Origin of the sequence: Enterococcus infantis, from assembly GCF_049166715.1 — a bacterium.
GTDB classification, from domain to species: Bacteria; Bacillota; Bacilli; order Lactobacillales; family Enterococcaceae; genus Enterococcus_C; species Enterococcus_C leclercqii.
The window spans coordinates 260352-273990 of sequence record NZ_JBMHFB010000001.1 but is presented as its reverse complement, the minus strand read 5'-3'; the positions used below and the strand labels follow the sequence as shown (position 1 = coordinate 273990).

Here is a 13639-nt window from a genome sequence, read left to right as displayed (position 1 = left end):
TATTGCACATCTGATTTGTGATGCCTTATAAGGGAGGTGACCACAAATCAGTTAATTTTACCTTTTTCCGAAAAAAGAATAAATTTCCATTGTAATTTTTATGTTTTTGATAATTGACATAGCTGATATTCTCAATAAACAAGTTGTAATTTTTCCTGGTGTCGGGAAAGTTCCACATTGATTATGGAACCTTATGTAATTGTGAGGGCTTTCATGCCATGCTACAATTTGTATGTAAAGAAGAACGTTAGCTAACAGAAAGGTGACTACCATGAACGAACGGCAAATCAAACTTGCGCGCTTGCTGATTGAACATGATACATTTTTACCGGCTTCTTTTTACAGTAAACAGTTGTCTGTTTCAACTAAGACGGTGTTTCAAGATCTGGAAATGTTGAATCTGCTTATGAAGCCCTATGATATCTCTATTGAAAGATTACCTTCCGTAGGGATTCGAATTTCTGGAGAACATGAGGCGAAGCTGAATTTCATGATTGAATTGGAAAATGAGTTGTCGCAAGACGCTTTTTCTCCAGTCAATCGCCGGATTGAAATCATTAAAAAAGTCTGTTTTGAAGAAGAAGTTCCGACGTTAGATCAACTTTCAGAGCTCTTCTTAGTCAGCAAAACATCACTTTATGGTGATTTGAAGCTTTTAAATCAGATCATCGCTCGAACCAACAGTGAAATTCAGTCAAACAATGACGGCTTAAAAATTTTGGGAAAAGAGTCTGAAATCCAAAATGCCGCCAATCAGTTGGTCAGTTATTTCCTGAATGTTCTGGAAGATCGGTCCTTTCGCAAAAAGATGAGTCATTTCTTTGATGAAGCATTGATTGCTCCGATCTTTGATTTCTTACTTACAGATTTCAAAGAATTGACTGAGGAAGTTTCAGAGTACTACATCCAATCGCTGATTATGAGCGTGTTGATTCAATGCCGGCGCCTTGAGTTGGCCAAACATTTACCCACTGAAGAAGATTACCTCTTCAGCAGTATCCGGTACATGGAGGCCTATGTGGTGGCCAATGAACTGGCAGAAAAGCTTGGCAAAACACTGGACATCGTTTTTGAAGAAGCAGATAAGGAGTATCTATCGCGGCAATTGTTTGCCCATCGTGTCACTACTGATTTGAAAAGCGGCGATGATTCTTATGCAGAAATTGTTCAACGATTGATTGCTCGCATGAGTGCCATTGAAAAAATTGATCTGACAAGTGATCAGCGGTTGTTTAATTCGCTACTTTACCATATTCCAGCGATGATTCTACGTTTGAAAAAAGGAATAAAGATTGAAAATCCGCTGCTATCCAGTATTCGTGACCAGTATTCTGAATTATTCAGCATCGTCTGGTATGCACTAGTCATTTTGGAACAGGAGTATGATGTGATCTTAAATGACGATGAGATTTCACTAATTCTCATTCATTTTCAGATTGCTTTGGAGCGCCAATCCAAGACGAACAACATCATTATTGTTTGTCAATACGGAATCTCTTCGGCACAATTCATCTACTCGAAGGTTCGTAAATTTATTCCAGCTCATGATAACGTGGAGATTTCCACAATTGACAAGTTTGAAAAAAGCGACAAAGAGAATATCGATTTAATCATCAGCTCCATCGATATTCCCCAATCGAAAATTCCTTTTGTGAAAGTAACACCACTGGTCAACAATCAGGATTACATCAAGCTGATGGAGGCCTATACCAAGTATCTAATCCAAGGGGAGCCCTTTGAAATCAGTCATTCGCTCTCTGAAAAAGTACCTTCTCAGATTTTGGGCAACTATTTGTCAACGGACCTGATCAGCTTACAAAACCAGTATGATGACAAAGAAAGTTGCTTAGATGCGATAATTGGCGAACTGGAAAGAAGAAAGCTAGTCAATAAGAACTTCCGAAAATCGGTTTTTGACAGAGAGAAGATTGGCAATACAAATTTGGATAGTGGGGTAGCATTGCCCCATGCGGATCCGGCTACCATTATTGTTTCACATATTTATTTTGTGACCTTGGCTAAGCCTGTCAACTGGGGAGATGGCAATGTCAAATTGATCGTGATGGTGAACTTGGGGGAAGCTGATTTACAGAAGATCCGTGAAGTAGTTGAGGAATTATATCAGTTTATTGATGAAAAGAAGAAGGTCGACGAGTTAGTTAAGATAACCGACAAAACGTCACTATTGCAAATCTTTAATAATGGAGGAACATGACATGTTTTTTGATCAAGAGTTAGGGTTGTTTCAGATAAGTCCTGTAAGTCAGACAGAGTTGTTCGAAGAAATGTTTCAAAAATTGTATCAAGCAGGCTGTGTCAAAGAAAGCTATTTGGAAGGAATCACTAGCCGGGAAGCGGAATACCCCACCGGCTTGGAATTCAACGGTGTAGGATTTGCAATCCCCCATACGGATTCAGCTCATGTGAACAAATCCCAAATCTGCTTTGCTTCGTTACAAGAACCAGTGGTCTTTCAAGACATGACGGATAAAAGTCGGGAGATTGAAGTGAAATTGGTCTTCATGTTAGCGATGGCTAGTCCTCATGAACAGGTAGAGACATTACAAAATTTAATGACACTTTTTACAGATGAGGACAAGGTACAACAGTTGCAAAAATTGACGACACAGGCAGAATTGATGACACTTTTGAATGCGTCAGGCGTACAGTAACTACAATCGAGGGGGAAAAAGAAAATGGATATGTTTATGAATGGGATTGAATGGTTTATCGGATTGGGATCAACAGTTTTCTTACCGGTAATCATTTTTGTAATCGGATTGTTCTTTGGCTTGAAGCCTAGTAAAGCGTTCATTTCCGGGATCACCGTCGGAATTGGTAATATCGGGCTTGGCTTGGTATTGGATTTGTTGTCTAGCGGCTTAGGCAGTGCCATTCAACAAATGGGTGAAAAATATGGCACCTCACTGAATGTGTTGGATATCGGCGTTGGGGTCGGCGGACCGCTGGCTTACTCAACATCTTTGGGCATTTTGATGATTCCTATCTCGCTGATTCTGAATTTCATCCTAGTTATCTTGGGTCTGACAAAGACGCTGAACGTGGATATTTGGAACTTCTGGTTTCCGATCTTCTTGGGGATGTTGGTACAAACAGTTACCGGAAACTTCTGGTTTGGTCTGATTGGTGCTATCGTAGCAGTCATGCTCCAATGGTTTTTGGCAGATGCCGCACAAAAAGAAGTCAGCGAATTTTTCGGCTATCCAGGGATTGCAATCACACACATGATGGCTTTATCAGGGGTCTTGTTCGCCAAACCACTGAACTGGGTCTTTGATCGGATTCCAGGTTTTAACAAAATTGATGCAGATGCTGAAAGCTTGACTAAAAAGTTTGGCGTATTCGGAGATACAGTAGTAATCGGGTTATTGATTGGGATTGTAGTCGGAATTTTGGCAGGGTACGATGCAGCTGGTATCGGTACGTTGGGGATGACGACTGCCGCAGTGATGAAAGTTATGCCAAAAATGGTAGCCATGTTTATGGAAGGTTTGTTGCCTATCGCGGAAGCTGCCAAAGAATTTACCGATAAAAAACTCAATGGTCGTGTCGTAAATATCGGGATGGATGCTGCGTTGACAGTGGGTCATCCGACAGTCATGTCTACATCATTGCTGCTAGTACCTATCTCATTATTGTTGGCAGTGATCTTGCCAGGAAATCAAGTCTTGCCTTTCGGGGACTTGGCATTCTTCACCTTTGCAATTTGCTTGATGATCCCATTCTTTAAAGGAAACATCGTTCGCTCGTTGGTAGGTTGTTCCTTGTATCTGGTGATGACTTTCTACATGTCTACTTGGTTGGCACCAATCGTAACCGATGTCTTCAAACTGGCAAACTTTGATGTAGGCACTTCAGGAATGGTAACCATGTTGTTGAGCGGGTTGTGGCCGGCAGGTTTGTTCGTCCTTTTAGCTGAGAAGGTTGGTGTGATCGGCATCATCGGCTTTGGCGCTATCGTTTTGGCAGGTATGGTGTACAACAATAAGATCAAAAAGAATAAAATCGTAACTACAGAAGCAGCATAATTAAAAGAAAGAGGGAACTACTCATGAAAAAATTATTAGTTATTTGTGGAGCTGGACATGCAACATCAACTATCGCCGTTTCAAAAATCAATAAATGGTTGGCAGAAGAAAATCTGACCGACCAAGTAAAAATCTATCAATCCAAAATTGCAGATGAATTGAATAAAATGGATGACTATGATGCAGTGGTCAGCACGACGATCGTTCCAGACTCCGTCAAAGCCAAAGTAATCAACGGCTTGCCACTTTTGACAGGTGTGGGAGCCGATCAGCTCTTCGGTTCACTAAAAGACAGACTGGAATTGAATTAAATGATTAAACACGATGAACTAAAATTGCAAACCGTCGCGGGGCGAGCTTCTTATCATGATCTGCGGGACAGCTTATTGGCTGTCGCCGCAGAGGCAGGGGTGAAAGACGGTGTGATGGTTCTTACTACGCCTCATACTACCTGCTCGTTTTTCTATGAAGAAACGATGCATGATCGGAATTATTTCGGCGATGATCTACTGCATGTGGATATCAATGAAGCGATGGAAAAAATCGCACCGATGATGACGACTGAAGGACAGTACCACAGTCCTGGTCCAGAGCATATCAAGTTTGGGACCTCTTTAAGCGATCCGAACTATCCTGCTGAAAAATGGGTGATGTTGAACACGGATGCCCATCTAAAAGCCTCAATCTATGGTACGAATTCCCAAACATTGATTCTAAAAAATGGTGAGCTGCAAATCGGCTCATTGGGCCGAGTCTACTTTGTCGACTGGGACCGGTTACGAGAACGAGAACGAACAATTAATATTTTAGTGATGGGGGAATAACTGTTGAAAAATGAATGGATTATCGCGCCGTCACTATTCAGTTCAAAAATCAGCCGCCTGGAAGAAACACTGGCAATCATGAAGCAGACCAATCTTCACTGGCTGCACGTTGATGTGATGGATGGTTGTTTTGTTCCGGATTTGGCTTCTGGACCCAGCATCGTCAAAGAATTAAAAGAGGTCTCCGACTGTTTATTGGATGTTCATTTAATGGTTTCTCGACCAGAAAAAGTCGTGGCACGTTTTTTGGAAGCTGGGGCAGACTCCCTTACCTATCACGTAGAGGCTACCGATCAAGGAATGCACATCATTCAACAAGTCAAAGCAGCCGGTAAAAAAGTTGGTGTAGCAATCAATCCGGCTACGCCTGTCTCAGCAATCCAAACAGTCCTTGCCGAAGTCGACCTTGTATTGGTGATGACTATCAATCCAGGCACTCCCGGTAAACAGGATTTTATCGCCAGTACAAAGGAAAAAATCAAGGAACTCCAGCAATTCCGTGAAACGCATAATCACCAATATATTATTGAAGTCGATGGCAAAATTGATGACAAGACAATTGTGGAATGCGCAGAAGTGGGGACGGAAATGTTTGTTTCCGGTGGGTATATCTTTGGCGAATCTGGTAAAGAGGGCGAAAAGATTAAGGCCTTGCAAACTGCTTTGACTAAAGCAAAATAAGGAGCGTTAAGATGGAAAACTATACATTGCAAATATTAGCCGAGCTCAAGGCAAATGGGAGCCGGATTGACGTAGAACAAACGACTGCTCTAGTAGCGGCAATTAAAAAAGCCCGCCACATTTTCTTGGCAGGGGCTGGTCGCTCCGGTATTGCCATTCAGGCGTTTGCCAATCGTCTGATGCACTTGGGTTTTTCCGTCAGTTTGGTGGGAGAAATTTCTTCTCCCCATTCGCAAGCAGGAGATCTGTTAATTATTTGTTCAGGATCAGGAGAAACCGGCAGTTTGGTGAGTTTGGCTGAAAAAGCGGCTAAAAGCGATGTCAAAATCGCATTAATCACTATGAAACCAGAGTCTACCATTGGCCATTTGGTAACGACAACCCTTGTCTTACCTGGGAGTACCAAAGATGAGCAGAGTAACACTGACGCTTTTTCTCAACCGATGGGAACGGCCTTCGAACAACTGGCTTTTTTGACGTTTGATGGCTTGGTTCTTCATTTGATGGATGATTTGGGAGAAACTTCGGAAACGATGTTTGCCCGTCATGCGGACTTTGAATAAGTATGCGGGTAAACGGGTGAGTAATTTGTTGACACCAGCAAGTATTCCCCCTAAGTAAAAACATGTGTTTCGGTTAATAGATAATCGTATCCCGTTGAAGTGATATGGAGCTGAGTAATCAGTCTTCATACCACTTTTTTAGGGACCTCAATTTTTAGAATAAAACTTGGGACATCACTTGAATGCTAGGAGAATATGAAAAATTATTAGTGAAAGTAAAAGAAGACTTCAGCATCCTTTTTTAGGAACTGAAGTCTTTTTTAGTCTTTTGCAGGTACTAATAGGGGTTTTGTTTTATCCTCGATGATTAAAATCTACTTTTTGATTGTTCGAGAAATAAAAATATAAACCAGCTGTGAATGTGCGTTACCTTTCGGAATGGATTGGTTAACGGCACGTTTTCGAGACTTATTTGTATCCTGAAACGATCCAGTTGTTTTTTATTTCGCAGACTGATTTGTTCTTTCTTAACATAGAAGCACTTGCGTCTCTTTACGCAACTTTTCAACATCGTTCGGATGGGCTTCTTTATTTGTGATTAAAGCAGTGATATCAGACCAACGACAAATCTGATGCAGGCTTTTGCGGTTGAATTTAGAATGATCCGCAAGAATATAGCGAACTTCGGATTGTTGAAGAATCATCTGGTCGATATAAGCGTCCGAAGAGGAAGGACTAGTAGGGCCAGAAAGATTACTAAAGCCATCCGTTCCCAAAAAACAAAAATTTGCTGAAATTTGCTTAATCTGATTTGCAGTCCAGCCCCCAAAAAGCGATGAACTTTTGGCGCGCAGCTGGCCACCAAAGAGAAATACCTTATTGTCGGAATGCAGCAGAACACTGGCTACGGGTAAAGAATCAGTAAAAATTGTAAAGCCCGCTTGATCAGAAAGCAATTTTGCGAGTTCTAACGTTGAGCTGCCAGTCCCGATGATTAAAGAGCTTTGCTCAGGAATCAGGTCTAACGCAGCCCGGGCAATCTTTCTTTTTGAATCAATATTTTCCTTTTCACGGACTTGAAAGGCATTCTCAATCGTTGCTTGTTTTAAAATGGCGCCACCGTGACTTTTAATGGCGTGTCCTTTCTTTTCTAAATAAGCCAAGTCCTTTCGAATCGTTTCATACGAGACCTCGTATTTTGCGGCTAATTCACTGACATGCACGGTTCCATTAGCAATGAGCTCTTCTATAATCAGCTCTCTGCGTTCTTCCATCAACATTTGATTTCACTCCAGTAAAAACTCTTTTATAGTATAAATAGAATTATACTCGTAAAACCAACTAAAACCAATGTAAAGGCTTCAAAATAAAGAATTAATCATGAATTTTGCACTTTTTATTGGTTTTAATTGGCTAAAAACTAATGAAATACAAAAAAAACAACTAAAGCCTATTGACACCAATTAAAACCAATAGTATTATAGGGGTGTAAAGAAAACGCATTCAGGTGCAGAGAGGTGGAAAATATGAAACCCAAAACTAAAATCGCAATTGCTTGTGATGATCTTGGCTTTGAAATGAAAGAAGCAATCAAACAGTATTTAATCGAAGAAAAGGATGCAGAAATTGTCTATGATCCAGTGCAAAAACCGGAGGATGGTGTCAATACAGCTGCAGTTCTATCTGATGAAATGGCAATCACAATTCAGAAGGATATCTGTCGTTTAGGAATTTATATCTGTGGAACGGGAATTGGTTTTACTTGTCAAGCCAATAAGCATTGGGGGATTCGTGCAACTGCAGTTACCAATCCGTATTCTGCGAAGCGTGCTAGGTTGAGTAATAATGTACAGATTATTGGTTTAGGTTGTCGAGTCAATAGCTTGGAATATGCAAAGATGATTGTTGATGCATGGTATGATGAACCGTTTGATTTTGCAACTGCACGGGAGAACTCGAAGAAGAATTTGCATGAATGTGAGAAAAATGACAACTTGTTATTGAAAAAACCGGATCACGTTGCGTGGAATATGGGGTTTCGACCTGACTGAGAGCTTAAGGAGGAGTAAAAATTATGGAATTCATTACACAATTTATTAACGATTTAGGTAATTTTATTTTTATCCCGGTTATCTTTTTGGTCTTTATGTTGATTTTGGGGCGGCCATTAGCTGAAGCCATTCAATCTGCTATGAAAGTTGGAATTGGTTTTATTGCATTGTCAATGGTCATTGGGTTTATGTTGGAAAAGATGGAACCTGCTATTACCGGATTAGCGAGCAAAACCGGTTCATCCTTAGATGCGATTGATGTCGGCGGTGCTGCCACAGCCGTTATGGGATTCGGTTCTAGTATGGGTGCAATTATTATTCCTTTGTGTGTGGGAATAAATCTATTGCTATTGGTACTGAAAGTCACTGATTGTGTAAATGTAGACGTATTCAATTTACATCAGAACGCCTCAATGGGTGCAATCGTAGCAGTGTACTCAGGCAACTTTCTATACGGTGTTTTGACTGCAGGTCTATTTCATGTTTGGGCATTGATTGCAGCTGATTTAGGAGCTAAGAACAATGAAAAATTCTTCGGCCTGCCTCAAGGTGTTTCGATTTCTCACCCAGTAGCCAATACGTATCTGCTATTTGCCTATCCTTTTAATTGGTTGTTTGACCATATACCAGGTTTGAAGAACTTAAATGTAACTGCAGAAACAATTCAAAAACGATTTGGTGTTCTGGGAGATCCAACAATTGTAGGCTTCTTGTTAGGAACATTGTTAGGATTGACGGGTTATGATTGGGCCAGTCCTTATCATACAATCATCTCTAGTGTACAATTAGGTATGTACCTTGCGGCTGTAATGCTATTGTTGCCTAAGATGACCTCAATCATGATGGAAGGGTTAGTCCCACTTTCAAATGCAGCACGAAAAAAATTGGTTAAACGCTTTCCAAATCGTGATATCACGGTTGGGATGGATACCGCACTAATCGTTGGGAATCCTTCCGTCATTTCATCCGCACTACTACTGATTCCGGCGATGGTTGTTTTGGCAGTCATTTTACCAGGAAACCGTGTGATGCCACTTGGAGATTTATCACAATTTGTTTTCTTTATTGCATGTATGGTGCCGGTCTTTAAGGGAAATATCATTCGTACTTGGTTATCATCAGTTATCTTGTTTGGTGGAGGTCTCTACATTGCATCATGGATGACTCCCGCGACAAATGAATTGTTCCAAAAATTCGGAGCGGGTGCTCAGGAAAATGTCATGTATTCGTCCCTCAATCCGTCTGCAAATCCATTTACCGGATTGTTTGCAGCTGCCAGTCACGTTGGAATCTTCGGCTATTTGTTAATTGGCGCCCTTTTGATCTCAGTCGGCTATTTGTTGAAAAAGAAAGAACGTACTCAAATCGAAACAGATGCAGTCATCTAATCTAAAGAGAGAAGGAACTGAAAATGGATAAAAAAATCTTAGTAGTATGTGGTAATGGAATTGCGTCATCTTCAATCATGGTTTCAATTTTGCAAGATTTCTTAAAAGAAAACGGGTGGCATGCAGACGTAGACAAAGCTTCTTTAATGGATTGCACGACGGATCGATTTAACAGCTATGACTTGATTGTATCTTCAACCAAGATTGATAATCCAGGGGTTAGCACTCCGGTCATTGTTGGTGCAGGTCTGCTGACGGGCATTGGAGAAGATGAAATCTTAGAGCAAGTAGGGGCTTTGGTAAAGTAAATGGAAGTGAGAACTGTGAATATTAATTTTACTGATGCCGGTGAGGATATCTCCACATACCATGAAGCAATCCGCTTTGCTGGCAATATCTTGATAAAACAAGGGTTGATTGAGCCTCAATACATTGATGCATGCATTGATCGGGAAGTCGATTTTCCTACTGGCTTGCTGTTAGAAGGTGGTCTAGGCGTAGCGATGCCTCATGGAAATTCTAATTTTGTCAATGACGATAGTATCAGTGTTGTACGAACCCTGCGTCCAATTACATTTGGACGTATGGAGGATAAAAGCTTAACAGTTGACTGTCATCTGATTTTTAACTTAGCTCTTGCCTCTGGGGAAAACCATTTAACTATTTTGCGAAAACTAATCCGCTTGTTTCAAGATACTGAATTTATTGAGGCCTGTAGAACATTGCCGGCTGACAAAGCTGCTGACTTGGTCAAGAAAAAGTTGTCTTAGATGAAAACGAGGTATGGTAGTAGTTGAGTCACCATTCTCTAAAGCAAACACTACCAAATGAGAAATCCAAAAGCCGACGATCTTCCATTAATAATCATTGGAAGATCGTCGGCTTTTTATTGCTAAAAATTTCAAAGGCTGGCTTCCCCGGATTTCATCAAGCGAAGTTAACGTTGTGCACTTTTTTCCAGATTCTGAAAACACTAGGACTCTGTTGCAGCGAAAAAAAGAAAAGCAAATAAAGAAGTATTTGACGAAGGTCCACCAATTGATAAAAGCAGGCTGTAGCAAACTCACAGTAAAGGCAAAGGCTGGTGAAAGAGGCTAAGTTTTCATCACAACCAGGAGTCCAGGCGACACAGGATTTGGTAAGAAACTGTGTGGCATCAGCAACTGAAAGCGCTTATTATAAATGCAGGAGGTAAAAGACATGAGCGATCGCAATCAACAAATTCTCCGACAACTTGTCATTCACCAAACGATTTCAGAAGCGGCTTTGATGAAAAAATTCGACATTTCAGCACGGCAGTTGGAATACAGTATCGAAGCAATCAATGACCGTTTATCAGAAAAAAAACTTCCTCCTGTTGAAAAAGTGCAGGGACGTTATATTTCCAACCAGGGATTGGCTAGTTACCTTACCCGATATCAGACAATGGAAGACATCTTGTTTTCAGTTAATGATCGAATTGATTTGATCATCATTCTAATTTTGACTCGGTCAGAAGAGCTATCCTTGAATCACTTTGTTTTTGATCTAGGCGTCAGCAAAAATACTGCCGTAAGTGACATAAAAAAGGCGAAAGAATTTTTACAGCAAAAGGATATGACGATTTCCTTTTCTCGTAAGGACGGCTATTTCATTGAAGGAAATGAATGGGACAAACGATATATCTTGATGCAAGCAATCATGAGGATCTATCGAAACTATGGGGCCAAAATCGCTGCTGAAGTCATGAGTTCAAGTCAAGAATTTGTTTTGCAAATGACCGAATTTATTCAAAAGGCAGAACACGACTTGCAAATTAAATACAATGATGAAATCTTTCAACCTTTGATTCGTTTTCTTTCGGCAGTATTGTTACGAATTCAGCGTGGACGGAATCTTTCAATTGTGAATTTTTCAAAGCCTACCGACATTGAAAACACGAAAGAATTTTCCTTATTGAATCAATCTGCGCCACTTTTTCCAGTGAAAATCACTCATGCTGAGCTGCTCTACCTCACGTTACAATTATTGAGTGCGAATGGACAAAACAAAAGTGGTATTTCTGAAGTCGATATGCCGTTATTATCTGCTTCACTTTGGGAATTTTTGAATGAATTTGAAAACAAGACTTTCCTGATTATTGCGGATAAAAAAGGCTTGCTGACAAAGCTCTTGAATCATTTTAAGCCGGCATACTATCGAATAAAGTACCACCTGTCGAACGAAAATGTTTTGTATGACCGTATTTTGGATGAATACAAGGTATTGCATGATTTTGTCCGACAATCCATTGGACCTTTGGAAGCATTTTTTGATGAGGCGATTGATGATCAAGAGATTGCTTACATCACACTATTTGTCGGCGGACATTTAATTGCTAACGAACCCACAGATTTCGAAGCAAAAATTGTCAAAGCTGTGATTGTTTGTCCAAACGGCATCTCTATGTCTAAGTTGATTGAGAAGAAACTAAAGGAAACCTTCCCTGAATTTTTCTTCTATCCAACGAGTTCCATCAGAGCTTACAAAAAGTTCATTTTACCCCACGACATCGTATTTTCAACGATACCATTGAATACAGATAAAAAAGTTTATGTGATTGAGGAGATTATCTCTAACTCACAACAGCTGCAGTTAAGAAATCGTGTGATTCGTGATGTTTATCATTTGGATTTCGATCAAATTCGGCTGCCGGATCTTTTGAAAGTGATTCGCCAGCATGCTGAAATCTGTGATGAGAAGCAACTTGAGGAAGACTTGCAAAGCTTACTTTTAAAAGATTTAGCACCTTCTGAGAGTTTTGAGCAGGCGGTGACTTCCAATGAAATCTTACGGGTATTGTCAGAGGATTTCATCACCATCGGTCAACATGAGATGGGCTGGGAAGAGGCCTTTGAAGCTGCTTCTGAGCCGCTCTTGCAAAATGAGCTGATTTCACCAGAGTTTAAGCAGTTGGTTCTTCAGGAGTACAGCGAACAGCCAGGTTACATCTTATTGAAACAGCGTGTATTACTCCCGCATTTGGATCCGACCCGTGCAAAACAAAAGCTGGGAATCAGCCTTTTACTTAATCCATACGGGATACACTACGGGAAAAAGAAAGTGTATCTAATGGCTGTTCTGACTACACCGGATAAGACCAGTCATCTCAATCTGTTATACGGTATCAATCGGGTTGCCAGTAATAGTGAAGCTGTCACTGCTCTTTCCGCGTTGACGGAAAAGCAGGAAATCATCCAATGTTTACAAAAAAGTTTTAGGGGGAACTGAGACATGTTAAAGGAATATATCAAGCCGGAATTGGTTTTCTTGAATCTTGAAGTACAAGATCGGAAAAGTCTCTTTCAAAAGATTGCTGCTGATTTTATGGAAAAAGGAATGGTAAAAGAAGGTTTCTACGATTATCTCATGAATCGAGAGGACAATTTTCCAACAGGATTGGAAATGGATAAGCACAATGTTGCTATTCCTCATGGGGATCCAGAATTTATCAATGAGCCATTTATTTCTGTGATTACCTTGAACAAGCCAATCAAAATGGCGAAAATGGATGATCCAGATACTGAAATCGACGTAGACCTCTTCTTTGTCTTAGGGCTGGACGATGGTGGCCAGCATTTGGAAATTCTTCGTAGTCTCATAGGATTATTCCAACAAGAAACATTTATTAACAGAATGATGGCAGCGACTTCAGCTCAAACCGTTTTAGATGAAATTGCAACGGCCAGCAAATAAAAACAGAACGTTCAAGGAGGAAATTACAATGGTAAAAAAATTAAATATCTTAGTAGCATGTGGTAGTGGAGTGGCAACTTCAACTTTAGCAGCAGCAGAGGTCAAATCCGTTTTGGAAGAATATGGATTGACCAGCTATCAAATCAGCAAAGCGAGTATGACAGAATTACCCTCACTAGCTTCAACAGCGGACATCGTGTTGACAACAAATAATTACAAAGGGGATCTCGGGGTTCCCCATATGAGTATTATCGGTTTTGTGACGGGAATCAATGAGGCAAAACTGCGCAAGAACCTTGGGGAAAAGCTGGTTGAGATTGCAAACGCATAAAAGAGGGAAGCAGGCTCTAAACTAAAAATCGGTGATGTACAGGTTTTTCTGGCAAGCTAGCTGTTCTTTCAATCGTCGTCGAATTCGACGTCTTCACC

The 13639-nt window shown here is 40.6% G+C and carries 15 protein-coding genes; 14 read left to right on the top strand and 1 reads right to left on the bottom strand.

Annotation, left to right across the window (positions count from 1 at the left end):
• Positions 1-271 precede the first annotated feature (271 nt).
• Genes ACOMA8_RS01225 through hxlB form a run of 7 tightly spaced genes read left to right on the top strand, consistent with a single transcriptional unit; the run spans position 272 to position 6117 of the window.
• Positions 272-2215 (top strand): BglG family transcription antiterminator, encoded by a 1944-nt coding sequence (locus tag ACOMA8_RS01225; protein ID WP_421367735.1) that lies wholly within the window; start codon positions 272-274, stop codon positions 2213-2215.
• Position 2216: 1 nt separating this feature from the next.
• The gene (locus ACOMA8_RS01220) at positions 2217-2672 is read left to right on the top strand and encodes a PTS sugar transporter subunit IIA (RefSeq protein WP_161898090.1); all 456 of its coding nucleotides are present in this window, start codon (positions 2217-2219) and stop codon (positions 2670-2672) included.
• Positions 2673-2696: 24 nt separating this feature from the next.
• On the top strand, positions 2697-4049 hold the full coding sequence (locus ACOMA8_RS01215; RefSeq protein WP_421367732.1) for a PTS galactitol transporter subunit IIC: 1353 nt from the start codon (positions 2697-2699) through the stop codon (positions 4047-4049).
• A 23-nt stretch (positions 4050-4072) separates the two neighbouring features.
• Positions 4073-4360 (top strand): PTS sugar transporter subunit IIB, encoded by a 288-nt coding sequence (locus ACOMA8_RS01210; RefSeq protein ID WP_161898092.1) that lies wholly within the window; start codon positions 4073-4075, stop codon positions 4358-4360.
• On the top strand, positions 4361-4873 hold the full coding sequence (locus tag ACOMA8_RS01205; RefSeq protein ID WP_161898093.1) for a YjbQ family protein: 513 nt from the start codon (positions 4361-4363) through the stop codon (positions 4871-4873).
• Between the two features lie 3 nt (positions 4874-4876).
• Positions 4877-5554, top strand: coding sequence for a ribulose-phosphate 3-epimerase (rpe, locus tag ACOMA8_RS01200; protein WP_421367729.1), 678 nt, complete (start codon positions 4877-4879; stop codon positions 5552-5554).
• Positions 5555-5565: 11 nt separating this feature from the next.
• Positions 5566-6117 (top strand): 6-phospho-3-hexuloisomerase, encoded by a 552-nt coding sequence (hxlB, locus tag ACOMA8_RS01195; protein ID WP_421367727.1) that lies wholly within the window; start codon positions 5566-5568, stop codon positions 6115-6117.
• Between the two features lie 467 nt (positions 6118-6584).
• Here hxlB and ACOMA8_RS01190 read toward each other — a convergent pair whose 3' ends face one another.
• A complete protein-coding gene (locus ACOMA8_RS01190; RefSeq protein WP_161898096.1) occupies positions 6585-7337 on the bottom strand; it encodes a DeoR/GlpR family DNA-binding transcription regulator in 753 nt (250 codons plus the stop codon).
• 246 nt (positions 7338-7583) lie between these two features.
• On the opposite strand from ACOMA8_RS01190, the gene ACOMA8_RS01185 reads away from it, so the two are divergent.
• From ACOMA8_RS01185 to ACOMA8_RS01155, 7 genes are all read left to right on the top strand, one after another.
• The gene (locus tag ACOMA8_RS01185) at positions 7584-8108 is read left to right on the top strand and encodes an RpiB/LacA/LacB family sugar-phosphate isomerase (RefSeq protein ID WP_161898097.1); all 525 of its coding nucleotides are present in this window, start codon (positions 7584-7586) and stop codon (positions 8106-8108) included.
• 23 nt (positions 8109-8131) lie between these two features.
• Positions 8132-9496: a PTS galactitol transporter subunit IIC gene (locus tag ACOMA8_RS01180; RefSeq protein ID WP_421367724.1), complete on the top strand. Its 1365-nt coding sequence runs from the start codon at positions 8132-8134 to the stop codon at positions 9494-9496.
• 23 nt (positions 9497-9519) lie between these two features.
• Entirely contained in the window at positions 9520-9804 is a 285-nt protein-coding gene (locus tag ACOMA8_RS01175; protein WP_161898099.1) for a PTS sugar transporter subunit IIB, read from the top strand.
• 15 nt (positions 9805-9819) lie between these two features.
• Complete coding sequence (locus tag ACOMA8_RS01170; protein ID WP_161898100.1) at positions 9820-10266, top strand: PTS sugar transporter subunit IIA; 447 nt, start codon at positions 9820-9822, stop codon at positions 10264-10266.
• 430 nt (positions 10267-10696) lie between these two features.
• On the top strand, positions 10697-12745 hold the full coding sequence (locus ACOMA8_RS01165; RefSeq protein WP_421367719.1) for a BglG family transcription antiterminator: 2049 nt from the start codon (positions 10697-10699) through the stop codon (positions 12743-12745).
• 3 nt (positions 12746-12748) lie between these two features.
• Positions 12749-13210 (top strand): PTS sugar transporter subunit IIA, encoded by a 462-nt coding sequence (locus tag ACOMA8_RS01160; RefSeq protein WP_161898102.1) that lies wholly within the window; start codon positions 12749-12751, stop codon positions 13208-13210.
• Positions 13211-13238: 28 nt separating this feature from the next.
• Positions 13239-13541 (top strand): PTS sugar transporter subunit IIB, encoded by a 303-nt coding sequence (locus tag ACOMA8_RS01155; protein WP_161898103.1) that lies wholly within the window; start codon positions 13239-13241, stop codon positions 13539-13541.
• Positions 13542-13639: the final 98 nt, after the last annotated feature.

Coding starts and splice junctions, on each gene's coding strand:
- ACOMA8_RS01225 (WP_421367735.1), top strand. CDS start 272: ATGAACGAACGGCAAATCAAACTTGCGCGCTTGCTGATTGAACATGAT.
- ACOMA8_RS01220 (WP_161898090.1), top strand. CDS start 2,217: ATGTTTTTTGATCAAGAGTTAGGGTTGTTTCAGATAAGTCCTGTAAGT.
- ACOMA8_RS01215 (WP_421367732.1), top strand. CDS start 2,697: ATGGATATGTTTATGAATGGGATTGAATGGTTTATCGGATTGGGATCA.
- ACOMA8_RS01210 (WP_161898092.1), top strand. CDS start 4,073: ATGAAAAAATTATTAGTTATTTGTGGAGCTGGACATGCAACATCAACT.
- ACOMA8_RS01205 (WP_161898093.1), top strand. CDS start 4,361: ATGATTAAACACGATGAACTAAAATTGCAAACCGTCGCGGGGCGAGCT.
- hxlB (WP_421367727.1), top strand. CDS start 5,566: ATGGAAAACTATACATTGCAAATATTAGCCGAGCTCAAGGCAAATGGG.
- ACOMA8_RS01190 (WP_161898096.1), bottom strand. CDS start 7,337: ATGTTGATGGAAGAACGCAGAGAGCTGATTATAGAAGAGCTCATTGCT.
- ACOMA8_RS01185 (WP_161898097.1), top strand. CDS start 7,584: ATGAAACCCAAAACTAAAATCGCAATTGCTTGTGATGATCTTGGCTTT.
- ACOMA8_RS01180 (WP_421367724.1), top strand. CDS start 8,132: ATGGAATTCATTACACAATTTATTAACGATTTAGGTAATTTTATTTTT.
- ACOMA8_RS01175 (WP_161898099.1), top strand. CDS start 9,520: ATGGATAAAAAAATCTTAGTAGTATGTGGTAATGGAATTGCGTCATCT.
- ACOMA8_RS01165 (WP_421367719.1), top strand. CDS start 10,697: ATGAGCGATCGCAATCAACAAATTCTCCGACAACTTGTCATTCACCAA.
- ACOMA8_RS01160 (WP_161898102.1), top strand. CDS start 12,749: ATGTTAAAGGAATATATCAAGCCGGAATTGGTTTTCTTGAATCTTGAA.
- ACOMA8_RS01155 (WP_161898103.1), top strand. CDS start 13,239: ATGGTAAAAAAATTAAATATCTTAGTAGCATGTGGTAGTGGAGTGGCA.